Below are 24,752 nucleotides of genomic sequence, written 5' to 3' on the forward strand. Positions count from 1 at the left end.
AGCACCTCAGTCGCCTGACGGCGCGATCCGCCGCCAGTGACCCTAGGAGGCGGTATGGCAGGGTTGGCTTCGGCACCCCTCGAGTCGCTCGACGTCGAGATGGAGCCCATACAACTGGTCGCCCCGGACGGGACGTCGACCACCTCGGACAGGGCCACCCGATACCGCAGAGACCTTCCGCCCGAGACACTCGCCTGGCTCTACGAGTCGATGGTCGTCACGCGCGACCTCGACGTCGAATTCGTCAACCTGCAGCGCCAAGGGGAGCTGGCGCTGTTCGCATCCTGTCGCGGCCAGGAGGCCGCGCAGATCGGCGCCGCGGCGTGCCTGCGCAAGACCGACTGGCTGTTCCCGCAATACCGCGAGATCGGCGCCTTCCTGGTCCGCGGCATCGCCCCGGCGCAGATCGCCGCCGTGTGGCGAGGCAAATGGCACGGCGGACTGGGCTTCACCGACAAGTGCGTCGCCCCGATCGCGATCCCGATCGGCACCCACGGCCTGCACGCGGTCGGCGCGGCGATGGCGGCCGAGCGCTTGGGCGAGGACTCGGTGACGCTGGCGTTCGTCGGCGACGGGGCCACCAGCACGGGTGACGTCCACGAGGCGCTGAACTTCGCCGCGGTGTACCGGGCGCCGTGCGTGTTCTTCGTCCAGAACAACCAGTGGGCGATCTCGGTGCCGGTTCACCAGCAGATGGCGGGGCCGTCCATTGCCCATCGCGCAATCGGCTACGGAATGTCGGGGGTCCGCGTCGACGGCAACGACGTGCTCGCGTGCTTCGCCGTCACCGCCGAGGCCGCGCAGCGGGCCCGCGAAGGTCACGGTCCGACGCTCATCGAGGCCGTCACCTATCGGATGGGCCCGCACACCACCTCCGACGACCCGAACCGGTACCGCAGCCCCGAAGAGGTGCAGCAGTGGGCGGCCCGCGACCCGATCGCGCGCTTCCGAACGTATCTGCAGTCGACCGGGGTGTGGCCCGAACGGCTCGAGGAGCGGGTCAGGGCCAGATCGAAACGGTTGCGCGCCGACCTGCGGGACGCGGTCGTCGGCGCCGAGGACTTCGACGTCACCGAGGTGTTCGACGCGGTGTACCACGACATCACGCCGGACCTCGCCGCCCAGCGCGAGCAACTCGCCGCCGAACTCGCGAAGGAGGCGTGACATGACGCAGATCATCGAGCGTCCGTCGATGTTCGGCGAGGACGAACCTCCCGAGCCGCTGATGACCGCGATGCCGGCCGTACCGACGCTGACCATGGCGCAGGCCATCAACCGCGCACTGCACGACGAGATGGCCTCCGACGACCGGGTGCTGGTTTTCGGCGAGGACGTCGCGACCCTCGGCGGTGTCTTCCGGGTCACCGAGGGCCTGGCCGAAACCTTCGGCGCCCAGCGGTGTTTCGACACGCCGCTGGCCGAATCGGCGATCGTCGGAATCGCGATCGGCATGGCCCTTCGCGGCCTGATTCCGGTGCCGGAGATCCAGTTCGACGGGTTCGCCGCCCCGGCCTTCGACCAGATCGTCAGCCACTTGGCGAAATACCGGACGCGCACACGCGGCGACATCGACATGCCGGTCACGATCCGCATCCCCTCGTTCGGTGGAATCGGCGCGGTCGAACACCATTCCGAGTCGACCGAGACCCACTGGCTGCACAGCGCGGGCCTGAAGGTCGTCGTGCCCTCGACACCATCGGATGCGTATTGGCTGCTGCGGCAGTCGATCACCAGCCGCGACCCGGTCATCTACCTCGAGCCCAAACGCCGGTACTGGGCACGCGAACCCGTCGACACCTCGACCCCGGGTCTTCCTTTGGGTCGGGCGGCGATACGGCGCCCCGGCGCCGACGTCACCGTGCTCACCTACGGTCCGCTGGTAGCCACGGCGCTGAGCGCGGCGGACATCGCCGCCGAGCACCACGGCTGGAGCCTCGAGGTGATCGACCTGCGTACGCTCAATCCACTGGACTTCGAAGCGGTTTCGGAGTCGGTGCGGCGCACCGGCCGGGCCGTCGTGATGCACGAGGGACCCCGCACGCTGGGCTTCGGCGCCGAACTGGCGGCACGCATCGCAGAGGAGCTGTTCTACGACCTGGAGGCCCCGGTGCTGCGGGCGACCGGGTTCGACACCCCCTATCCGCCTGCGCGTCTCGAGAAGTTGTGGCTGCCAGGGGTGGACCGTCTGCTCGACTGCGTCGAACGAACGTTGGAGCAGCCATGACCGTGATGGACTTCTTAGTGCCCGACCTCGGCGAGGGACTCGAGGACGCGACGATCAACGCGTGGAGCGTCGCGGTCGGCGACGAGGTCGAACTCAACCAGACGCTGTGCACCGTCGAGACCAACAAGGCCGAGGTCGAGATCCCCAGCCCGTACGCGGGCCGCGTGGTCGAACTTGGCGGCGGCGAAGGCGAGACGCTGGCGGTCGGCGCGATGCTGGTGCGCATCGCGACCGAGGCCGAACCGCCCGCAGAGAAGCGCAAACCCGTACTCGTCGGCTACGGCGCCGACGCGGCGATGGACCACAGCAGGCGAGCGACGGCACCGCCGCACCGCGTCCGCGCCAAGCCGCCGGTGCGCAAGCTGGCCGCGGAGCTGAACGTGGATCTGGCCGCGCTGACGGGCTCCGGCCCCGACGGTGTCATCACCCGTGAAGACGTGCTCGCCGCGGCGGGCCGGTCCGCGCCCAGCCCCGACATGGTGACGGTGAGCGGTGTGCAGGCCGAGATGGCTCGGCGGATGACCATGTCGCGCAGGCAGATTCCCGACGCACACACCGCGGTGCAGGTGGACGGGACCGACCTGCTGCGGCTGCGCGATCGGCTGCGCGACCGTGCCGACGAGGACGCGCCGATCACGCCGTTCGTGCTCACGCTGCGACTGCTGACCATCGCACTGCGACACCACCCCAACCTGAACGCCACGTGGGTCGACACCACCGACGGCGCTCAGATCCACCTGCATTCGGCCGTACACCTTGGGTTCGGTGTCGCCGCGCCGCGCGGCCTGTTGGTGCCCGTCGTCAGCGATGCGCACCTCAAGACCACCCGCCAACTCGCGGCCGAGGTGGCCCGGCTCATTCGCAACGCACGCGCGGGCACGCTGAAACCGACCGAGCTGCAGGGCTCGACGTTCACGGTGTCGAACTTCGGCGCGCTCGGCCTCGACGACGGAGTGCCCGTCATCAACTACCCCGAAGCCGCCATCCTCGGCGTCGGCTCGCTCAAAGCGCGCGCCGTCGTGGTCGACGACGCCGTCGTCGCGCGTCCGACGATGAACCTCACCTGCGCGTTCGACCACCGCATCGCCGACGGCGCGCAGGTGGCGGCGTTCCTGTGCGACCTGCGCGATCTGATCGAAGCGCCGGACACGGCGCTGCTCGATCTGTAGCGCCTATGGCTCACGGCGGTTCATGCCCGTGCGGCAGCGGAGACGTCTACGCCGCGTGCTGCGAACCCCTGCACGACGGTGCGCGCCTCGCCGCCACGGCCGAGGAGCTGATGCGATCGCGCTACTCTGCGTTCGCCAAAGGCCTTGTGGACTACCTCTTCACGACGTGGCATCCGCGGACGCGACCGTCCGATGTCACCCTCGACGACGAAGTGACCTGGACCGGACTGGTCATCAGCGATGTGGTGGCCGGCGGCGAGACCGACGACCGCGGTGAGGTCGAGTTCACGGCCCGCTACCTTCGGGCGGGCCAGCCCGGCGCGATGGACGAGCGCAGCCGGTTCGATCGCAGAGTGGGACGCTGGTTCTACGTCGGCCGCGTCTAGGTCATCTGCGCCGCGCCGCGGCGAGCAGTTCGGCGAACTCGGGGGATTGGATCGAGGCCGCCTGCGGACCGAGTTCGGTGTCGACCGCGATGCGGTGCTGGTCGGTGTCGACGACGCCGGGGTTGGCGGTCGCCCGCATCGACGCCTTGGTCGCGAGCACCACCTCGCGCGGTGCTCCCGCCGGCCCCTTGGCCAGTTCTCTCGCCGCGGCCACGGGATCGTCGGCGACCTCGAGCGCCAGGCCGTACCGGACGGCGGCCTCGGCATCGAAGCGCATGCCGAACAGCAGCGACGCGCGGGCGGCCTGCGGGCCGATCGCGCGCTGCAGCATCCAGGTCGCGCCTCCGCCGGGGTGGATGCCCAACTTCTGGAATCGGGGGTCGAACAGCGCGGCGGGCCCGGCGATGCGCACGTCGGCTGCCAGCGCCAGGTTCAGCCCGGCGCCGACGGCGGGGCCGTTCACCGCCGCGATGGTCGGCAGCGCGCAGTTGGCGACGGCGAGGAAGCCGTCGTAGATCTTGCGCAGCCCGTCCTCGGTCGCCGAGCCGAGTGCGCTCAGATCGGCGCCCGCGCAGAACGCCTTGCCCGCGCCGGTGACGATCACCGCGTGCACATCCGGATCGGCTTCGGCGGCGTCGACGGCTTCGCGCAGCGCGGTGGAGATCTCGAACGTCACCGCATTTCGGCGCTCCGGGTCGTTGACGGTGAGCACCGCGACGCGGTCTTGGATGTCGATAAGTACCGGATCAGTCACCGGCTCAGCCTAGTGACCCGTCAGGGGGCGACGGTCAGCGTGACGTTGTGCAGCGCCACCGCGACATCGCTGGGCAGGATGTCGACGAAGGTCGGGACGTCGCGGATCGCGCCGCCCGAGGCGATCAGGTTTCCGGGATAGCTGGGGCTGCAAGGGAAGCCATGGCAGCGGTACCAGAAGCCCGGTGCGCTCTGGTAGGGAAACATACTGGGCGCCTGGTCGACCCGGTAGCGGCCGGGTTCGATGGAGGCCGTGGTCCAGCCCGGTCTCGGGTTCGTGGTGACGTTGAAGACGCCGTTGCTGCCGTAGCTGGGCGGGGGCGCGGCATACGCGGGCAGGGCAAGCGCGATGGCCATCGCGCCTGCCCACACCGCGGCGGCGATCCCGCGCCTCGAGTTCACGCCGCTGAGTCTATCGACCGGGCACTGCCACCAGGGAGATATCGCCCGACCGGTGGACCAGGGCCGTCAGGCGGCGGCGTCGGCCCCCGCCTTCGCGCCCTCACCGGGTGCACCGGCGTTGCCGCCCGCGGCGTCGTTTTCAGCATCGTCTGCGGTGCCGAGCGCCGGGCCGGTGACAGCGGAATCATCATGCCGCTGAACGCGTTTCGGGCCGAAGCTGTCGCGGAGCTTGCCCGGCAGGGCTCGCACGCTGTCGCGCAGCACGTTGAGCTGTGGTCGGCGCTTCTGCGCGGTATCCGGGTCGCCCGCGCCGGTCGGTCGAGTCGTGTGCGCGTTGGCCAGAGTGTTGGAGTCGGTCCGCCGTTGCGTCGTCTCCGGTTCGACCGTCGGCTCCGGGTCCACCGTCGTCTCCTGCTCGACCGCCGTTTCGGGTTGCACTGTCGGCCGCGGCGAGGACGCCGCCGAAAGACCCTGCAGGATCGCGCCGGGGACCTTCACCGCCGTGGCCAACAACTCGTCGGGCGGGGGAGCGATCCGGGCCGGGCGGTAGGCGCTCGGATCCCGGGGGATCGGATTGCCGCCGTAGTAGGCCGAGTCGACGGCCAGCTTCAGCACCGGCCCGGTGAGCTCGGCGAGCTGGTCGCCGAAGACGTCGCGGATCAGCCGGGTCAGTGGAAGCTCTTCGGCGGTGTAGGTGACGTAGGTGGTGTTGCCCCTCTCGGTCACATAGGCCGTGATCCGGTCGCCGGTGGGAGCGCTGCACTGCGCGTCCGGACAGTCCAGGACGCCCCCGGTCGCGAGGATCGCGCAGGTGTTGGCGTCGCAGTGAACGGTGGGCTTGCCCTCGGCGTCCACCGGGAGTTCGCGCTCGGACTGGTTGAGCCGGGTGTAGAGGTAGCCGACCAGAGAGTTGACCGCGGCGACGGGGTTCAGCACGTCGGCCGGGGCGTTGGAGTTGTAGTCGTACTCGTAGCCGGTGTTGACGACGCGCAGCGCGGGCACGTTGCTCGGGGTCGGGATCGGGTTCACCCCGATCAGCGCGAACCACGGATATCGGGTGCCGAAGCCGCCGTCGGGCCGCGCCACGTCGTTGTCGAGGATGAAGACGGTGTCCTTCAGATCCGTCCGATTCCGCAGGAGCAGCAAACTGGCGTTCGCCGCGCCCCAGCCGGACGCCAATACCGCGTTGTGTTCGCCGGCGTGGTCGCGCAGGGCCTGCTCGATGCCGCCAGGACCGGTGCGGAAGTCGACGTAGACGACGTCGCCGCCGCCGTGGTAGTCCGTGTACCGGGGAGTGTCGAACTTCCCGCCGAAGAACTCCGCCACGCCCGCCCCAGTCGGGTTCGTCGAGCTGCCCACGACGATGAGGGCGGTCAGATCGACCACCGTCGAGGCGATGGAGGCCGGCTGGGTGGCCGCGAGGCCGACGACACAGGTAGCGACCCCCGCGGCGGCCACGCCCGTCGCCAACCGCGTCCACCTTTTGCCCGAAGCGGCCATCCTTCGCCCTCCCACCCCATGCGCAGCAAACATCAACGCTTGGCGTGATAGTACGCGACGGGCTACAGCTTGGCGATCAGAGCCGCGGCGCGGACGTCTTCGCCGACGGTCAGCGCGATGTCCACGGCGTCACCGCGGCGCGCCCACCCGATGGTCACGTCCTCGCCGTACCGGATGGGCCTGCGGTATTCGACCACCGTGCGGTACGGGGCGCGACCGAGGTCGGGTACGTGCGCCATCACTTCGTGGATGGCGTGCCAGTAGGCGGTGTTGGTGACATGTTCGAAGATGTCGATGTCGGTGCGACGCAGCGGGAACGGCACCACCTCGTCGGCGTCCTCGAGGTTGGTCAGCCAGGGCCGCCACTTGAGGCGGAGTTCGTCGGTGGTGGTGGCGAACCGCGCGATGAGGCTGTCCGAGGCGCGCTGCGGCGTCAGCGTCTTGCTGTTGATGGCGATCCAGAAGCCTTCGGTCTCGATGCGGCCGCCGTCGCTGCCGACCAGGTCGACGCGCATCGTGCACCACCGGGTGGACAGCGCAGAGCACCAGCGGCTGAACGAGATCTCGTTGGGGAACTCGATCGGCTCGATCACATCGATGACCGTGCGTTGGACGAGCCAATGGGGGTGGTCGTCGGCCTCGCCTGCGTCGACGAGGTTCTCCGCCCCGACCTCCTGGATGTAGCGCGCAACGCCGTCGAGGCGCAGGTGCAGGTCGCCGTCGATGTCGCCCGTGGCCACCCGCCACGCTGTGCGATAGACGTATCCCGTATCCGGCAGCGGGCTCAGCCGGTGCTCGAGGTCGTTGGTCGGCATCGGGTCAAGTATGTCCGGACCGAAATCCGGCGATGAGCGCCCCCGGCAGGGATCGAACCTGCGACCAGCCGCTTAGAAGGCGGCTGCTCTATCCGCTGAGCTACGGGGGCAACGCCACGAGAGTCTATCGCCAGGGCCTGCAGGCTCACGGATTAAAGCCGCCTCGCCGCCTCGCACCGCCGACTAGCGTGGTGGCCACACGATCACGAGCAGGAGGACGCGACGGCCCATGAGCGACGTGCCGGAACTCGACGCGGCGGGACTCCCTGAGGAACTCAGCCCACTCGACCAGATCCTGCACCGCGGCGAGGCCAATCCGCGTACCCGCTCGGGGATCATGACCGTCGAGCTTCTGGACTGCGCGCCGGACTGGGATACGTTCCGCGCCAAGTTCGACGCCGCCTCGCGCAAGGTTCTGCGGCTGCGGCAGAAGGTCGTGATGCCGACGCTGCCGACCGTGGCGCCGAGGTGGGTGGTGGACCCCGACTTCAACCTCGACTTCCACCTCCGTCGGGTGCGCGCCCCGCAACCCGGCACGTTCCGTCAGGTGCTCGACCTCGCCGAGGTGGCCGCGCAGTCGCCGCTCGACATCTCCCGGCCGCTGTGGACGGCAACGCTGGTCGAGGGGCTCGCCGACGACCGCGCCGCGATGGTCGTTCACCTCAGCCATGCGGTCACCGACGGGGTCGGCGGAGTCGAGATGTTCGCCAATCTCTATGACCTCGAGCGCGACCCGTCGCCGCAGCCGCTGCCGCCCCTTCCCATCCCGCAGGACCTGTCGCCCAACGACCTGATGCGCCAAGGGCTCGTCCGGCTGCCCGGCACCATCGCGGGTCGCGTGCGCGGAGCGTTGTTCGGCGCCGCGCACGTCGCAGGGGAGGTGATCCGCGACCCGATCTCCCGGCTCGGCGGCGCTGTCGGATACGCCATGTCGGGTGCGCGCGTGATCGGTCCGGTCGCCGATCCGTCGCCAGTGCTGCGGCGACGCAGCCTGTCGTCGCGCAGCGAAGCCATCGACATCGAGTTCGGCATCCTGCACCGGGCCGCCAAGGCGGCCGGCGGTTCGATCAACGACGCGTATCTGGCGGGTTTGTGCGGCGCGCTGCGGCTCTACCACGAAGCCAAGGGCGTACCGCTCGACACGCTGCCGATGGCCGTTCCGGTCAACCTCCGCTCGGACGCGGACCCGGCGGGCGGAAACCGGTTCGCGGGTCTGAACCTCGCCGCGCCGATCGGCCTGACGGACCCCGAGATCCGCATCCGCAACATCCGCTCGCAGATGACCACCAAGCGCGAGGAACGCGCGATCGACATGGTCAGCGCCATCGCTCCGTTGGTCGGCCTGCTACCCGACACCGCCCTCGAGACGATGGCCGGCTCGATCGTGAACTCCGACGTCCAGGCCAGCAATGTCCCGGTGTACGCGGGGGACACCTACATCGCGGGCGCAAAAGTCCTGCGCCAGTACGGACTTGGCCCGCTGCCGGGCGTGGCGATGATGGTGGTGCTGATCTCGCGCTCGGGGTACTGCACGATCACCACCCGCTACGACCGCGCGGCGATCACCGACCAGGAGTTGTGGGCGCGCTGCCTGCTGTCGGGTTTCGACGAGGTCCTCGCCCTGGGCGGCGACGGTCGAGCCGAACCCGCCTCGTTCACCGTCGACCCGGCCCCTTCCACTGTCTCGTCGTCGAATGGGAGTGCAGCGCAATGACTTCGCCAAACGGCCAGAGCGCCCGGCGCACCATGCGGCTGCCGGGTTCGGTCGCCGAGATCCAGGCCAGCCCGCAGGGACCCGAAGTCGGTGCGTTCTTCGATCTCGACGGCACCCTGGTCGCCGGCTTCACCGGCGTCGTGATGACGCAGGACCGGTTTCGTCGTCGCCAGATGTCGATGGGCGAGTTCATCGGCATGGTTCAGGCCGGCCTCAACCACCAACTGGGGCGGTCGGAGTTCGAGGACCTGATCGGCAAGGGTGCGCGCATGCTGCGCGGCAATTCGCTCGAGGACGTCGACGAACTCGCCGAGCGGTTGTTCGTCCAGAAGATCGTCGGCCGGATCTATCCCGAGATGCGCGAGTTGGTGCGCGCGCACATGGCCCGCGGCCACACCGTCGTCCTCAGCTCCTCGGCGCTGACGGTGCAGGTCGAGCCCGTCGCCCGCTTCCTCGGCATCTCGAATGTGTTGAGCAACAAGTTCGAGATCGACGAACACGGATTGCTCACCGGCGAGGTGACGCGCCCGATCATCTGGGGGCCGGGCAAGGCCAGGGCGGTGCAGAAGTTCGCCGCCGAGCACGGCGTCGACCTGTCGATGAGCTACTTCTACGCCGACGGCGACGAGGACGTCGCGCTGATGTATCTGGTGGGAAACCCGCGCCCGACGAATCCGGGAGGCAAACTCGCCGCGGTCGCCGCGAAGCGGGGCTGGCCGGTGCTGCGCTTCAGCAGTCGCAGTGGCGCGAGCCCGGTCTCGCAACTGCGCACGGCGGCGGGTATCGCCACCATGGGACCCATCGCGGCCGGAGCGCTCGGCCTCGGGCTGTTGACGCGGAGCAAGCGCAACGGGGTCAACTTCTTCACCGCGGCCTTCGGCCGGGCGCTGATGAGCACCCTTGGCATCAACATCAACGTGTTGGGCAAGGAGAACCTGACCAAGAAGCGTCCCGCGGTGTTCCTGTTCAATCACCGCAACCAGGCCGACCCGTTGATCGCAGGCCACTTGGTGGACACCAACTTCACGTCGGTGGGCAAGAAGGAATTGGAGAAGGATCCGATCGTCGGCACCCTCGGCAAGATCATGGACGCCGCGTTCATCGACCGCGAGGACCCGCAGAAGGCGGTCGAGGGGCTCAAGAAGGTCGAGGAACTCGCGCGCAAGGGGCTGTCGATCCTGATCGCGCCGGAGGGCACCCGGCTGGACACAACCGAGGTGGGGCCGTTCAAGAAGGGGCCGTTCCGGATCGCGATGTCAGCCGGTATTCCGTTGGTGCCCATCGTCATTCGCAACGCCGAAGTGATCGCGGCGCGTGATTCGAGCACCTTCAACCCGGGCACGGTCGACGTCGTGGTCTATCCGCCGATCCCGGTCGACGACTGGACGCACGACAATCTCGGGGAGCGCATCGCCGAGGTGCGCCAGCTCTACCTCGACACGTTGGCGAACTGGCCGCACGACGAGTCGTCTCTTCCCGAGCTCTACGACCGCAACGTGCGGCCGAAGAGCACCCCCGCCAAGAAGTCGGCGGCGAAGAAGGCGGCCAAGAAGGCGACCAAGTCCGAGGCCAAGTACGCGACGAAGTCGGTGCGTAATGCGCCGGCCGCCAAAAAGTCGGCACCGAAATCCGCGGGGAGGGGGCGTCCGTGAAGCCGTCCGCCGACCAGTACACGCCCTTCACGCCCACCGGTGACGCGCTGGTGCTGGCGTCGGCTTCCTCTGCGGCCGAACGTGATCTGCTCGACGACTGGCTCGAGCGGCAACGGCGCGAGAACCCCGAGGCCAAGATCGACGTCCTGCTGTTGCCGTACGAGGACCCGCCTGCCGGTGTGCTGGCTTCGCTCGTGTCCGAACTCGAAGCGGGAGAAGACCGCTCCGTGGTGCCTGTGCGCGTGTTCTGGGTGCCCGGCGGCCTGCCCACCCGATCCAAGGTGGTGGCGCTGCTCTCGGGCCGCGACACCTACCGTCCGCCCGAGATTCTGCAGCGCCGCATCCTGCGCCGCGACCGGACGCGAGCCCGCGTCGTCGCCGGTGAACCGGCGAAGGTCTCCGAACTGCGTCAGCAATGGGCCGACACCACCGTCGCCGAAAACCCCCGGGAATTCGCGCGGTTCGTGATCCGCCGCGCGATCCTGGCGATCGAGCGGGTCGAACTGCGGCTGCTGGGGCCGGAATACAAATCACCACGGCTCATCAAGCCGGAGTTGTTGGCGTCGGCGCGTTTCCGCGAAGGCCTGTCCAAGATTCCGGGTGCGGACCTGGAGACCGCGGGGGAGATGCTCGACGAGCTCTCCACGGGGTGGAGCCGGTTCTCCGTCGATTTGATTCCGTCGTTGGGGCGCGCGATCTTCAGCCGCGGCTTCGATCCCAACATCGACTACGACCGCGACGAGGTCGAGTTGATGCGGCGCAACCTGGAGAACCATCCGGCCGTGCTGTTGTTCTCGCACCGGTCCTACCTCGACGGCGTGATCGTTCCGGTGGCGATGCAGGAGAACCGGTTACCGCCGGTGCACACCTTCGCGGGCATCAACCTCTCGTTCGGCTTCATGGGGCCGTTGATGCGCCATTCGGGTGTCATCTTCCTGCGTCGCAAGCTCGACGACCCGCTCTACAAGTATGTGCTGCGGCAGTTCGTCGGCTACATCGTCGAGAAGCGATTCAACCTCAGCTGGTCGATCGAGGGTACGCGGTCGCGGACCGGAAAGATGTTGCCGCCCAAGCTCGGCCTGCTCGCCTACGTGGCCGACGCGTACCTCGACGGCCGCAGCGAGGACATCCTGCTGCAGCCCGTGTCGATCAGCTTCGACCAGCTGCACGAGACGTCCGAATACGCCGCCTACGCCCGCGGCGGCGAGAAGACGCCCGAAAGCCTGTCGTGGATGTACAACTTCATCAAGGCCCAGGGCGAGCGCAACTACGGCAAGATCTATGTCCGCTTCCCTGAGGCCGTCTCCATGCGCGAGTACCTCGATGCGCCGCACGGGCCGATGACCACCGATGAGAGTGCCAAACGCCTTGCCCTGCAGAAGATGGCGTTCGAAGTGTCGTGGCGGATCCTGCGGGCCACACCGGTCAACGCCTCGGCACTGGTGTCGGCGCTGTTGCTTACCACGCGCGGAATCGCGTTGACGCTGAGCCAGATTCATCACACGCTGCAGCCGTCGCTGGACTACCTCGAGCGTAAGCAGACCCCGATGACCAACAGCGCGTTGCGGTTGCGCACCCCAGAAGGGGTGCGGGCCGCGCTCGACGCGCTGTCCAACCGGCACCCCGTCACCTGCGTCGAGGGCGGGCGCGAGCCCGTCTGGCGGATCGCTCCCGAGGACGAACACGAAGCGGCGTTCTACCGCAACACCCTCATCGACGCGTTCCTCGAGACCTCGCTGGTCGAGTTGGCGCTGGTGCACGCCGGCCGCGCGGGCTCCGACCGGCTGGAGGCGTTCTGGTCGCAGGTGATGCGGCTGCGCGATCTGCTCAAGTTCGACTTCTACTTCGCCGATTCGGCGGCGTTCCGTGAGCACGTCGCCGAGGAGCTGTCCTGGCAGAGCGGCTGGGAGGAGCAGGTGACCGGCGGCGAACAGCGGGTCGAGGGATTACTGCGGACCAAGTCGCCGCTGTTGGCGGGCGCGATGCTGCGACCCTTCTTCGAGGCGTACCAGATCGTCGCCGATGCGCTGCTCGACGCCCCTGCCGAGATCGACGAGAAGGACCTGACGAAGAAGGCGCTCGGACTGGGCAACCAGTACGTCGCGCAGAGCCGGGTGCGCAGCAACGAAGCGGTGTCGGCGTTGCTGTTCGCGACCGCCCGCCAGGTCGCCGCCGACCAGGACCTGCTCGAACCCGCCGCCGACCTGCACGAGCGCCGCACCGCGTTCCGGGACGAACTGCGGGCCATCCTGCGCGATATGGACAAGGTCGAGCAGATCGCCCGCGAGCAGTTCATCGCGCGTGAGATCGCGCGCCGTGAGGCGCGCCAAGCCTCCTGAGTCCGCCGAGCGCACGATTGTGTACGTGTTTCGCAAGCAGCGGCGTGAGCAACCGTACGCTCGGCGATTCCTCTAGAGGCTGAGCCGCGCCATACGCTGGTGGGATGACGACGACGGCATCGGGCGTGCGCACCAGCGCGGTATGGCCGGTGCTGGTCGGGGTCGCTGTCCTGGCGGGGACGATCGCCGCGGGCATCGGCGCTCTGTCGCTGGCCGACGCGCTGAGTGCGACCGGACTGCCGGATCCCGGGCCGATCACGACCTACGGCCTGCCGTTCGTTCGGGCCGCAGGTGAGATCGCGGCGGTCATCGCCGTCGGGTCCTTCCTGTTCGCCGCGTTCCTGACGCCGCCTCAAACCAACGGCGTGCTCGACGCCGGCGGGTACCGCGCGCTGCGCCTGGGCACCGGCGCGTCCGCGGCGTGGACGGTGTGCGCGGCGCTGATGGTTCCGTTGACGGTCTCCGACGTCTCCGGTCAGCCACTGAGCCAGACCCTCGACCCGGTGGCCGTCTGGTCGGCGGCCGACCTCGTCGACATGGCCAGCGCGTGGCGGTGGACGGCGTTCCTGGCCGCCGCCGTCACGGTCGCCAGCCTGCCGGTGCTGCGCTGGTCCTGGACGCCGGTCCTGCTGGGCGGGGCGCTGACGACGCTGATCCCGCTCGGGTTGGCCGGGCATTCGTCCACCGGCGGCGCCCACGACATGGCCACCAACAGCCTGTTGTTTCACCTGGGTGCCGCTGCGCTGTGGGCGGGCGGGCTGCTCGCCCTGCTGGTACATGCGATGCGGCGCGGTAAGCACGCCGACCTCGCCGCCCGCCGGTTCTCGGCGCTCGCGTTCGGGTGCTTCGTCGTCATGGCCGTCAGCGGCGTGATCAACGCGCTCGTGCGCGTCGAACCGGCCGACCTGGTGCGCACCGAGTACGGCTGGTTGATCGTCGCGAAGATCTGCGCACTGTCCCTGCTCGCGGTGATCGGCTGGTGGCAACGCCGCTCCGCGGTGGCCGCGTTGCAGGACGACCCGGACGCGCGCGGTCCGCTGGTGCGTCTGGCGCTGCTCGAGGCGCTGCTGTTCGGGGCGACGTTCGGCATCGCGGTCGGGCTCGGTCGCACTCCTCCACCGCCGCTGGTCGAACAGCCCAGCCCGGTCGAGGTGGGGATCGGATACGACCTAGCAGGCCCACCCACTTTCGAGCGGATTCTGCTCGACTGGCGTTTCGACCTGATCTTCGGCACCGCCGCGATCGTCTTCGCGGTGGTCTACCTGCTCGGTGTGCGTCGCCTTCGCCGTCGGGGTGACGCGTGGCCGGTCGGACGGACGCTGGGTTGGCTGTGCGGCTGCGCGTCGCTGCTGATCGCGACGTCGTCGGGCCTGGGCCGCTACATGCCCGCCATGTTCTCGATGCACATGATCGCCCACATGACACTGTCGATGCTGGTGCCGATCCTGCTGGTGCTCGGCGCGCCGATGACGCTGGCCCTGCGGGCGCTGCCGACGGCGGGACGCGGTGAGCCGCCGGGTCCGAGGGAGTGGCTGCTGGCCGCGTTGCACTCGGGGGTGTCGCGGTTTTTGACACAGCCGATCATCGCGACGGTCATCTTCGTCGCCGGTTTCTATGGGCTCTACTTCGGCGGGCTGTTCGACGCGGCGGTCGACAAGCACGGCGCACATGTGCTGATGAATCTGCACTTCCTGCTCAGCGGATACCTCTTCTATTGGGTCACGATCGGAATCGATCCGGCGCCGCGCCAGATTCCTCACCTCGGCAAGGTCGCGATGGTGTTCGCCTCGCTGCCGTTGCACGCGTTCTTCGGTGTGGTGCTGATGGGCACCAAGACCGTGCTGGGCGAGCCGTTCTACCGGTCACTGCAGTTGAGCTGGCACACCGACTTGCTCGCCGATCAGCGCACCGGCGGCGGAATCGCCTGGGCCGCTGGTGAGGTCCCACTCGTGGTGGTGATGCTCGCGCTGCTGATCCAGTGGACGCGCAGCGACCAGCGCACGGCCAAACGAATCGACCGGGCCGCCGACCGCGACGACGACGCGGAGCTCGCCGCCTACAACGCGATGCTCGCCGAGCTCGCCCGCCGCGACGCCTCGTCGCGCTGAGATCCGGCGAGCTAGGCGCCCAGACCGACGCTTTGGCTGGTTTCCGGCCCGGGAATCGACCATTGCGTCGGTTTCGGGAACGGTGGGAGCCAGACCGACGGCCGTCTGCGTCCCACCAGTGTGGAGATTCCGTTCGTCGGCCGTGACGCCGTGGCCGCCGGCCACCTCACCAGAGCCCACCTGCGCAGTCACTATCGGCCGCTGTACCGCGGCGTCTATATCCCGCGGGGCCACGAGGTGTCGCTGCGCGAGCGGATCGCCGGCGTATCCTTCGCCTCGCCTTCGGCGGTGATCGCCGGGGTGGCCGCTTCCGCGATGCACGGGGCGAAATGGGTCGTGGACGACGTCCCCATCGAATTGGTCGCGGCGGTCCGGCGCCAGCGCGGGCTGATCGCGCGCGACGAGACCCTGGACGAGGACGAGGTCACCTCGGTCGCGGGCATCCGGGTGACCACGCCGGCCCGGACCGCGTTCGACCTGGGCCGCCATCAGCCTCGTGACCGGGCTGTCGCACGCCTGGACGCGTTGATGAATGCGTGCCCGTTCGCCACCGAGGACGTCGCGCTACTGGCGAAACGTCATCGCGGTGTGCGTGGTCTGCGCCAGCTACGGGCGGCGCTGCCGCTCGTCGACGGTGGCGCCGAGTCGCCGAGGGAAACATGGCTGCGGCTGCTGTTCATCGATGCCGGCCTACCTCGCCCCGCCACACAATTCGTCGTCCGTGACGAGTGGGACCGCTACGTCCGGCGCATCGACATGTGTTGGGAGGACTTCAAAGTCGGCGCGGAGTACGACGGAGAACAACACCTCACCAGCCGACGACAGTACGTGCTCGATGTTCAGGTCAATCGCGTACTGCAGCGGCTCGGCTGGCACGTCATCCACGTCATCAAAGAGGACCGCGGGGTCGACATCGTCGAGCAGGCGCGAATTGCCCTGCTGTCGCGGGGCTGGCGCCCGTAGGTTCCGGGGACGCCTCGAAACCGACGCAATGGTCGATCGCGGGTGGGTAAACCAGCCAAAACGTCGGTCTGGCGACAACGAACGCACCATCCACAACGACGAATTCATCCACAGGGCCGCCTGGCGACGGAGCGTGCCGAGTCTCGGTGTCGGCGCCGCGGCGCTCAATAGCGGTGTCACCGAGACGCCACAAGGCGATCGGCAAGCAAACGCAAAGAAACAGGAGATCGTCATGTTCGAGACACCGTTCACCATCGTCGGCAACATCGTCACCGACCCGATCCATCGGCGGGTGGGGGATCAGGAGATGGTCCGGTTCCGGGTCGCGAGCAACTCGCGCCGCCGCACGGCCGAGGGAACATGGGAGCCCGGAAACTCGTTGTTCGTGACGGTGAATTGCTGGGGGAGGGTGGTTGCCGGGCCTGGCGCGGCGCTGGTCAAGGGCGACCCCGTCATCGTCGTCGGACACGTTTATACAAGCGAATACGACGACCGGGACGGCAACCGACGCTCGTCGGTCGAAGTGCGCGCCACATCGGTCGGGCCGGATCTGGCCCGGTGCACGGCACGCATCGACCGAGGGCGGCAGCAGTCCGAACACCGGTTCACCGACCCGGAAAACCACTCCGAAGACACCGGTGATGACGACGACACGGAGCAGCCCGACACGGCGCTGCCCCTGACCGCGTAGCGCGGGGACGCCGCCGGCGCAGGACCTCGAGTAGCTCACTCGGCTGCGCCGGCGGGGCCACGCCTACGATGGTCCGCGAGCATCACCGAGAGACTCGCAACTTTTGAAAGGCATCCGACGGCATGGCCGAATTCATCTATTCGATGCGGAAGGTCCGCAAGGCGCACGGCGACAAGGTCATCCTCGACGACGTCAGCCTGAACTTCCTTCCGGGCGCGAAGATCGGCGTCGTCGGTCCCAACGGGGCCGGCAAGTCGAGCGTCTTGCGGATCATGGCCGGGCTGGACCAGCCCAACAACGGCGACGCGTTCCTGCAGCCCGGAGCGACTGTGGGCATCCTGCAGCAGGAACCGCCGCTCAACGAGGACAAGACCGTCCGCGAGAACGTCGAAGAGGGCGTGGCGATCAAGGAGAAGCTGAACCGCTACAACGAGGTCGCCGAGCTGATGGCCACCGACTACTCCGATGAGCTGATGGAGGAGATGGGCCGGCTGCAGGAGGAGCTCGACGCCGCCGACGCCTGGGACATCGACTCGCAGCTCGAGCAGGCGATGGACGCGTTGCGCTGCCCGCCGCCCGACGACCCGGTCACCCATCTGTCCGGAGGCGAGCGCCGACGGGTCGCGTTGTGCAAGCTGCTGCTGTCCAAGCCCGACCTGCTCCTTCTCGATGAGCCCACCAACCACCTGGACGCCGAGAGCGTGCAGTGGCTCGAACAGCACCTCGCCGAGTACAAGGGCGCGATCCTCGCCGTCACGCACGACCGGTACTTCCTGGACAACGTCGCCGAGTGGATCCTCGAACTCGACCGCGGACGGGCTTATCCGTACGAGGGCAACTACTCGACGTACCTGGAGAAGAAGGCCGAGCGCGTCGCCGTGCAGGGACGCAAGGACGCCAAACTGCAGAAGCGTCTCCAAGACGAGCTCGCCTGGGTTCGGTCGGGCGCCAAGGCACGGCAGGCCAAGAGCAAGGCCCGCCTGCAGCGCTACGAGGAGATGGCCGCCGAGGCGGAGAAGACTCGCAAGCTCGACTTCGAGGAGATCCAGATTCCGACGCCGCCACGGCTGGGCAACGTCGTCGTCGAGGTCGAGCACCTCGACAAGGGCTTCGACGGCCGCACCCTGATCAAGGACCTGTCGTTCACGCTGCCGCGTAACGGCATCGTCGGGGTCATCGGTCCCAACGGTGTCGGTAAGACGACGCTGTTCAAGACCATCGTGGGCCTCGAGCAGCCCGACAGCGGCACGGTCAAGGTCGGCGAGACGGTCAAGTTGAGCTACGTCGACCAGAGCCGTGCGGGCATCGACCCGAAGAAGACGGTGTGGGAGGTCGTCTCCGACGGGCTGGATTACATCGAGGTCGGCCAGAACGAAATCCCCTCGCGGGCCTACGTCTCCGCGTTCGGCTTCAAGGGGCCGGACCAGCAGAAGCCGGCCGGTGTGCTGTCCGGCGGTGAACGCAACCGGCTCAACCTCGCGTTGACCCTCAAGGAGGGCGGCAACCTGATCCTGCTCGACGAGCCGACCAACGACCTGGACGTCGAAACGCTGTCATCGCTGGAGAACGCACTCGAGAGCTTCCCCGGCTGCGCGGTCGTGATCTCCCACGACAGGTGGTTCCTGGACCGCACGTGTACCCACATCCTGGCGTGGGAGGGCGACGAGGACAACGAGGCCAAGTGGTTCTGGTTCGAGGGCAACTTCGGTGCCTACGAGGAGAACAAGGTCGAACGGCTCGGCGCAGAGGCCGCCCGCCCGCACCGCGTGACGCACCGAAAGCTCACCCGCGACTGATCCGGCGGGGTACCCGCAAAGCCCGCGCGCGGGCTACTAGGGTCGACTTCTGCGGACCGCGGAGCCGCTTCGCTCATCGGGGCTGGTGGTGACATCCAACGGCGGAGGTCCGCGCCTACAGTTCAGGAGCGTCGCATGTCGGTGAATCCGGGAGACGTCGGGAGATCAGCGGGCGCCGGGGTCGGCGTCACCGGGGCCAACCACTCTCCTGGACTTGACGACCAGACCATGGGGCGGCTCGCGCGGGCCTATCTGGAGACCTATCGGGGTCCGCACGCCGACGCTCCCGCCGCCGATTCCACGGTCACCATGCCGGTGACGGCGACGGCGCATCAGGTCGTCACGCCGAGCCTCATCGCCGCGCATCACCGGCTCGGTCGCTTCCGCCCCTACGGCGATACCCGCGTCGAGGTGTACCGCGCCGACGACCCGGCCGGGTTCGGCCCCGCGCTGCAGATCGTCACCGACAACTCCGCGATGGTGATGGACTCGGTCACGGTGCTGCTGCACCGCTTCGGCGTCGCCTACACCGCGATCATGAACCCGGTGCTGCGGGTACACCGTGCGCGCGCAGGCGAACTGCTCGACATCGCGCCGGCCGCTGAAGCCGGCGGGTCCCGCGACGGGGTGTTCGAGGCCTGGATCCACGTTCAGCTCGCGGCGACGGTCGACCCCAAGGCGCTGGCTCAGGTGGCGCAGATGCTGCCGAGCGTGCTCGCCGATGCACGTCACGTCGCACTCGATTCTGACGAGTTGTCGTCGACGCTGCGCCGGTTGGCGCACGACGTGGCCACCGACACCGGCGGCAGGTTCCGCGGACCCGACCGCGAGGACGTCGCCGCGCTGTTGCGATGGCTGGCCGACGGACATTTCGTGCTGCTGGGCTACCAGCGGTGTTCGATACAGGACGGCCGGTCGTCAGTCGATCCGTCCAGCCGGCTGGGGGCGCTTCGGCTGCGCCACGATGTGCTGCCGCCGCTGACCGACGACGACGACCTTCTCGTGTTGGCGCAGGCCACCATTCCGAGCTATCTGCGTTACGGCGCCTACCCTCACATCGCGGTCGTGCGCGAACAACACGGACCGACCGTCATCGAACACCGCTTCGTCGGCTTGTTCACGGTGGCGGCCATGAACGCCAACGTGCTTGAGATCCCGTTGATCTCGCGCAGGGTGAACGAGGCGCTGTCGCTGTCCCGCAACGACCCCAGCCACCCCGGACAACTGCTGCTAGACATCATCCAGACCATCCCTCGCGCGGAATTGTTCGCCCTGTCGGCGCAGGACGTGCTGGACATGGTGAAGGCCGTCGTCGACCTCGGGTCCCGCCGGCGCACGTTGCTGTTCATGCGTGCCGATTCGCTCGCGCAGTTCGTCTCGTGCCTGGTGTACCTGCCGCGCGACCGTTACACCACCGCGGTGCGGTTGGAGATGCAGGACATCCTCGTGCGCGAACTCGGCGGTGTCAGCATCGAGTACACCGCGCGGGTGAGCGAATCGCCATGGGCGGTAGTTCATTTCGCGGTACGAATGCCCGACGGCACCAACGCCCGCGACATCGACACGTCCCCGAACAACGAGTCGCGGATCCAGGATCTGCTCACCGAAGCGGCGCGCACCTGGGGTGACCGGTTGATCGGCGCGGTGAAGACGGGTTCGATCAATCAGCGCACGGCGCAACACTATTCCGCCGCCTTCCCCGAGGCGTACAAGCAGGCGGTCGCGCCGCTCGACGCGATCGATGACATCGCGGTCATCGAAGACCTGCAGGACGGTTCGATCCAACCGGTGCTCACCGATCTCGAGGAGGGCGCCGCGCAGCTCACGTTATATCTGGGTGGGCACTCCGCGTCATTGAGCGATCTGCTGCCGATGCTGCAGTCGATGGGCGTGGTGGTTCTCGAAGAGCGACCGTTCACCGTCGAACGTCCCGACGGGCTCGTAGTGTGGATCTACCAGTTCAAAATCTCACCGCACAAGTCGATCCCGCACATCGAGTCCGAATCCGAGCGAACCGGAACCGCCACGCGTTTCGCCGACGCGCTGACCGCGATCTGGCAGGGCCGCGCCGAGACCGACCGGTTCAACGAGCTGGTGATGCGGGCCGGCCTGAACTGGCAGCAGGTCTCGGTGCTGCGCAGCTACGCGAAATACCTGCGCCAGGCGGGTTTTCCGTACAGCCAGTCACACATCGAGGCCGTCGTCAACGACCACGCCAAGACCGCCCGTTCGCTGGTCGAACTGTTCGAGGCGCTGTTCTGTCCGTTCGAGGACGAGCAGGAGGACGCACCGAAACGGCGTGACGCCCAGGCGGCCGCGGCGGCGGTGAGCGCCGACATCGACGCACTGGTCAGCCTGGACACGGACCGCGTGCTGAGGGCGTTCGCGTCGATGATCCAAGCGACGCTGCGCACCAACTACTTCGTCAGGCGGCAGGAGTCGGCCCGGTGCGAGGACGTGTTGTCGTTCAAACTCGATCCCGGATTGATCGACGAATTACCGCTGCCGCGACCGAAGTTCGAGATCTTCGTGTACTCGCCGCGGGTCGAGGGTGTGCACCTGCGGTTCGGTTACGTCGCGCGCGGCGGCTTGCGCTGGTCGGACCGACGCGAGGACTTCCGCACCGAAATCCTCGGGTTGGTCAAGGCGCAGGCCGTCAAGAACGCGGTGATCGTGCCTGTCGGCGCCAAGGGCGGTTTCGTCGTCAAGCAGCCGCCGACACCGACCGGAGATGCCGCCGACGACCGCGAAGCCCAACGCGCCGAGGGCGTGTCGTGTTACAAGCTGTTCATCGCCGGTCTGCTCGACCTGACCGACAACGTCGACAAGGGGTCCGGACAGGTCACCCCGCCGCCGGATGTGGTGCGCCGCGACAGCGACGACGCCTATCTCGTCGTCGCCGCCGACAAGGGCACCGCGACGTTCTCCGACATCGCCAACGAGGTCGCCAAGTCCTACGGCTTCTGGCTCGGCGACGCGTTCGCGTCGGGCGGTTCGGTGGGGTACGACCACAAAGCCATGGGCATCACCGCCAGAGGCGCGTGGGAGTCGGTCAAGAGGCACTTCCGCGAAATGGGTGTCGACACCCAGTCCGAAGACTTCACCGTCGTCGGTGTCGGCGACATGAGCGGCGACGTATTCGGCAACGGCATGTTGCTGTCCAAGCACATTCGCCTGTTGGCCGCCTTCGACCACCGCCACATCTTCATCGACCCCGATCCCGACGCGGCGCGCTCGTGGGAGGAGCGCAAGCGTCTGTTCGACCTGCCGCGGTCGAGCTGGGAGGACTACGACTCCTCGCTGATCAGCGAGGGCGGCGGCGTATACAGCAGGGAGCACAAGTCGATCCAGATCAGCTCGCAGGCCCGCGCCGCGCTGGGCATCGACGACAATGTCGATGAGCTGACCCCGCCCAACCTGATCAAGGCGATCCTGAAGGCGCCGGCCGACCTGTTGTTCAACGGTGGTATCGGCACCTACATCAAGGCCGAATCCGAATCCGACTCCGACGTCGGCGACCGTGCGAACGACCCGGTTCGGGTGAACGGAAACCAGTTGCGGGCCAAGGTGGTCGGTGAGGGCGGCAACCTGGGTGTGACCGCGCTCGGGCGTATCGAGTTCGACCTCGCCGGAGGCCGCATCAACACCGACGCGCTGGACAACTCGGCTGGGGTCGACTGCTCCGATCATGAGGTCAACATCAAGATCCTGATCGACTCGCTGGTCACTGCGGGCAAGGTCAGCCCCGAAGATCGCACCGAACTGTTGCTGTCGATGACCGACGAGGTCGGCCGGCTGGTGCTCAGGGACAACGAGGATCAGAACGATCTGATGGGCACCAGCCGCGCCAACGCGGCGAGCCTGCTTCCGGTGCACTCGCGGATGATCAAGGCCTTCGTCGCCGACCGCGGCCTCAACCGTGAACTCGAAGCGCTGCCGTCGGAGAAGGAGATCCACCGCCGCACCGATGCCGGAATGGGTTTGACCTCACCGGAACTCGCCACGCTGATGGCTCACGTCAAGCTTGCGTTGAAGGCCGACCTGCTGGCCAGCGAGCTGCCCGATCAGGAGGCGTTCGCCTCCCGGCTGCCGTGGTACTTCCCCCAGAAACTGCGTGAGCCGTTCGCCGCGGAGATCCGGTCGCACGAACTGCGCCGCGAGATCGTCACGACCATGCTGGTCAACGACGTCATCGACACCAGCGGAATCACCTACGTGTACCGCATCAGCGAGGACGCCGGGGTGGGCCCGCTGGACGCCGTGCGCAGTTATGCCGCGGCCAACGCGATCTTCCGGATCAACGACATCTGGCGGCAGATCCGCGCGGCGGGGGACGACGGCGTTTCGGTTGCGGTGACCGACCGGATGACCCTGGATCTGCGGCGGCTGGTGGACCGGGCCGGGCGCTGGCTGCTCAACTACCGTCCTCAGCCGCTGGCGGTGGGCGCCGAGACCAACCGGTTCGCGGCCAAAGTCGCGGCATTGACACCGCGGATGTCCGAGTGGCTGCGTGGCGAGGACGAGGCCATCGTGGCCAAGGAGGCCGACGACCTCACCTCGCGCGGAGTCCCCGAGGATCTGGCGTACGAGCTGGCCACGGGGCTGTACCAGTTCAGCCTTCTCGACATCATCGACATCGGGGACATCGTGGAGCGCGAACCCGACGAGGTGGCCGACACCTACTTCGCGCTGATGAACTACCTCAACACCGATACCCTGCTCACCGCGGTGTCGCGGCTCGAGCGCGACGACCGCTGGCATTCGTTGGCGCGACTGGCGATCCGCGACGACATCTACGGGTCGCTGCGCGCTCTGTGCCTGGACGTGCTGGCGGTGGGTGAACCTGAGGAGACGGGTGAGGAGAAGATCGCCGAATGGGAGACGACGAACGGTTCCCGGGTGGACCGCGCCCGTCGCACGCTCGACGAGATTCATGAAAGCGGTCAGCACGACCTCGCGACGCTGTCGGTGGCGGCGCGTCAGATTCGCAGCATGACACGGACCAGTGGAACGGGGACTTCTCGATGACAGGCGCTGATCTCGCGCGCACCACGAGTGGGGCAGGGTTTGTCGCGCCGGTCCATGTGCGGTGGTCGGACATCGACATGTACCAGCACATCAACCACGCCACCATGGTGACGATCCTCGAGGAAGCCCGGATCCCGTTCCTGCGAGAACCGTTCGGCCCGGAAATCGAGACCATCGGCTTGCTCATCGCCGAGGTCAACATCGCGTACAAGGCCCAGTTGCGGCTGATCGACTCGCCGCTTCAGGTGACCATGTGGTCGAAGCGCGTGCGCTCGGTCGATTTCACCGTCGGCTACGAGGTGCGATCGGTGGGCGCGCCGCCGGACTCGAAGCCGGCGGTGATCGCGGACACCCAGTTGGCCGCTGTGCACATCAAAGAGCAGCGGCTGCACCGGCTTTCGCCGCAGCAAAACGAGTATCTGCAGCGCTGGACACGATGACGCGATCCGAGCGGGGCCTCTGGCTGACCGAGCTACCGCACCGCGGAGACCTCGCGACGTTCGCCGAGCGGGCTTTACGTCTCGACGAAGCCGCGGTGATCAGATTGCGTCAACGGTCCGAGGAAGTGCTGGTCGCCTGGGTCGCAACGGGATTCGATGTGCTGGCCAGCCGGGTGATCGAGGGCCGGGTCAATCCGCCGGATCTCTCCGCGGGCGCCGACGCGCTGGCCGATGGTCTGCGGACCATCGACGGTACCGGTTTCGTCGAACCTGGCTTTGCGCTGGATTCCGCCTGGCGTGGAGCACTTCCGCCGGACTCCGGCTTCGTCCACCTCGACGATGTGCCCGCCCGCTTCGTGCTCGACTTGGCGCAGCGCGGTGGGGAGTTGGCCAAAGAGCACTCCAGCAGTCACGGTCCACCGGTGTCCCTGCTGGACCAGGAGGTCGTCGCGGTCAGTTCCGGCGACGACAGCGTCGGCATCCCGATGAGGTGTGTATTCGCTTTGACGGCAATGGGTTTCCTGCCGCAATCGGGATCGGCGGTGGGAGCCGATGAGATCGTGCGGGTGCGGGTGACGCCGGCGTGGCTGCGCATCGACGCGCGGTTCGGTTCGGTGTACCGCCGCCGCGGCGACCCGGCCGTCGTCCTGCGCTGACTTTTCCCGCCGCGTGGGCTCACGCGCGAAGCCGGCGAGTGTCCGTGTTTGCACAGCGACACGCCGCTAGCGGCGTACATCTTGCGGTCGCTCGCGCCACCGCGAGCGCGCATCGC

The 24,752-nt window shown here is 68.0% G+C and carries 18 protein-coding genes and 1 tRNA gene; 14 read left to right on the plus strand and 5 right to left on the minus strand.

Annotated features, from left to right (window positions below):
* The first annotated feature begins 54 nt into the window (after window positions 1–54).
* Genes pdhA through CEX88_RS03905 form a run of 4 tightly spaced genes read left to right on the plus strand, consistent with a single transcriptional unit; the run spans window position 55 to window position 3,779 of the window.
* Window positions 55–1,164, plus strand: a complete 1,110-nt coding sequence (gene pdhA, locus CEX88_RS03890) for a pyruvate dehydrogenase (acetyl-transferring) E1 component subunit alpha (RefSeq protein ID WP_094292464.1) — start codon at window positions 55–57, stop codon at window positions 1,162–1,164.
* Between the two features lie 28 nt (window positions 1,165–1,192).
* Window positions 1,193–2,224 (plus strand): alpha-ketoacid dehydrogenase subunit beta, encoded by a 1,032-nt coding sequence (locus CEX88_RS03895; RefSeq protein WP_420799184.1) that lies wholly within the window; start codon window positions 1,193–1,195, stop codon window positions 2,222–2,224.
* The gene (locus tag CEX88_RS03900; protein WP_094292466.1) at window positions 2,221–3,393 is read left to right on the plus strand and encodes a dihydrolipoamide acetyltransferase family protein; all 1,173 of its coding nucleotides are present in this window, start codon (window positions 2,221–2,223) and stop codon (window positions 3,391–3,393) included. Before CEX88_RS03895 ends, CEX88_RS03900 begins: the two co-directional genes overlap by 4 nt.
* A 5-nt stretch (window positions 3,394–3,398) precedes the next feature.
* On the plus strand, window positions 3,399–3,779 hold the full coding sequence (locus CEX88_RS03905) for a YchJ family protein (protein ID WP_094292467.1): 381 nt from the start codon (window positions 3,399–3,401) through the stop codon (window positions 3,777–3,779).
* A 1-nt stretch (window position 3,780) separates the two neighbouring features.
* Here CEX88_RS03905 and CEX88_RS03910 read toward each other — a convergent pair whose 3' ends face one another.
* The 5 genes from CEX88_RS03910 to CEX88_RS03930 all read right to left on the minus strand — a co-directional run bounded on the left by CEX88_RS03910 (window position 3,781) and on the right by CEX88_RS03930 (window position 7,359).
* Window positions 3,781–4,533, minus strand: a complete 753-nt coding sequence (locus CEX88_RS03910) for an enoyl-CoA hydratase (RefSeq protein WP_094292468.1) — start codon at window positions 4,531–4,533, stop codon at window positions 3,781–3,783.
* Window positions 4,534–4,553: 20 nt separating this feature from the next.
* Window positions 4,554–4,889, minus strand: coding sequence for a hypothetical protein (locus tag CEX88_RS03915; protein WP_094292559.1), 336 nt, complete (start codon window positions 4,887–4,889; stop codon window positions 4,554–4,556).
* 111 nt (window positions 4,890–5,000) lie between these two features.
* Window positions 5,001–6,434, minus strand: a complete 1,434-nt coding sequence (locus tag CEX88_RS03920; protein WP_094292469.1) for a PE-PPE domain-containing protein — start codon at window positions 6,432–6,434, stop codon at window positions 5,001–5,003.
* 62 nt (window positions 6,435–6,496) lie between these two features.
* Window positions 6,497–7,249, minus strand: a complete 753-nt coding sequence (locus CEX88_RS03925) for an acyl-[acyl-carrier-protein] thioesterase (RefSeq protein ID WP_094292470.1) — start codon at window positions 7,247–7,249, stop codon at window positions 6,497–6,499.
* A gap of 37 nt (window positions 7,250–7,286) precedes the next feature.
* Window positions 7,287–7,359: transfer RNA gene (locus tag CEX88_RS03930), tRNA-Arg, on the minus strand.
* A 119-nt stretch (window positions 7,360–7,478) separates the two neighbouring features.
* Here CEX88_RS03930 and CEX88_RS03935 point away from each other — a divergent pair.
* The 10 genes from CEX88_RS03935 (at window position 7,479) to CEX88_RS03980 (ending at window position 24,636) form a co-directional block, all read left to right on the plus strand.
* Window positions 7,479–8,963 carry a wax ester/triacylglycerol synthase family O-acyltransferase gene (locus CEX88_RS03935; RefSeq protein ID WP_064427572.1) on the plus strand — a complete coding sequence of 495 codons (1,485 nt, stop codon included), beginning with the start codon at window positions 7,479–7,481 and terminating at the stop codon, window positions 8,961–8,963.
* Complete coding sequence (locus tag CEX88_RS03940; RefSeq protein WP_094292471.1) at window positions 8,960–10,615, plus strand: HAD-IB family hydrolase/lysophospholipid acyltransferase family protein; 1,656 nt, start codon at window positions 8,960–8,962, stop codon at window positions 10,613–10,615. The genes CEX88_RS03935 and CEX88_RS03940 overlap by 4 nt, the downstream gene beginning before the upstream one ends.
* Window positions 10,612–12,954, plus strand: coding sequence for a glycerol-3-phosphate 1-O-acyltransferase (locus tag CEX88_RS03945; protein WP_094292472.1), 2,343 nt, complete (start codon window positions 10,612–10,614; stop codon window positions 12,952–12,954). Before CEX88_RS03940 ends, CEX88_RS03945 begins: the two co-directional genes overlap by 4 nt.
* Before the next feature lie 104 nt (window positions 12,955–13,058).
* Entirely contained in the window at window positions 13,059–15,062 is a 2,004-nt protein-coding gene (locus CEX88_RS03950; protein WP_094292473.1) for a bifunctional copper resistance protein CopD/cytochrome c oxidase assembly protein, read from the plus strand.
* Between the two features lie 120 nt (window positions 15,063–15,182).
* The gene (locus CEX88_RS03955) at window positions 15,183–16,025 is read left to right on the plus strand and encodes a hypothetical protein (protein WP_094292474.1); all 843 of its coding nucleotides are present in this window, start codon (window positions 15,183–15,185) and stop codon (window positions 16,023–16,025) included.
* 232 nt (window positions 16,026–16,257) lie between these two features.
* Window positions 16,258–16,716 (plus strand): single-stranded DNA-binding protein, encoded by a 459-nt coding sequence (locus tag CEX88_RS03960; protein ID WP_094292560.1) that lies wholly within the window; start codon window positions 16,258–16,260, stop codon window positions 16,714–16,716.
* Between the two features lie 122 nt (window positions 16,717–16,838).
* Window positions 16,839–18,512: an energy-dependent translational throttle protein EttA gene (gene ettA / locus CEX88_RS03965; RefSeq protein WP_094292475.1), complete on the plus strand. Its 1,674-nt coding sequence runs from the start codon at window positions 16,839–16,841 to the stop codon at window positions 18,510–18,512.
* Between the two features lie 135 nt (window positions 18,513–18,647).
* Window positions 18,648–23,540, plus strand: a complete 4,893-nt coding sequence (locus tag CEX88_RS03970) for an NAD-glutamate dehydrogenase (RefSeq protein ID WP_094292476.1) — start codon at window positions 18,648–18,650, stop codon at window positions 23,538–23,540.
* Window positions 23,537–23,980, plus strand: a complete 444-nt coding sequence (locus tag CEX88_RS03975) for an acyl-CoA thioesterase (protein ID WP_094292477.1) — start codon at window positions 23,537–23,539, stop codon at window positions 23,978–23,980. Before CEX88_RS03970 ends, CEX88_RS03975 begins: the two co-directional genes overlap by 4 nt.
* Window positions 23,977–24,636 (plus strand): DUF8185 domain-containing protein, encoded by a 660-nt coding sequence (locus CEX88_RS03980; RefSeq protein WP_420799179.1) that lies wholly within the window; start codon window positions 23,977–23,979, stop codon window positions 24,634–24,636. Before CEX88_RS03975 ends, CEX88_RS03980 begins: the two co-directional genes overlap by 4 nt.
* The last annotated feature ends 116 nt before the right edge of the window (window positions 24,637–24,752 follow it).

The organism is Mycobacterium neumannii, assembly GCF_002245615.1.
GTDB lineage: Bacteria > Actinomycetota > Actinomycetes > Mycobacteriales > Mycobacteriaceae > Mycobacterium > Mycobacterium neumannii_A.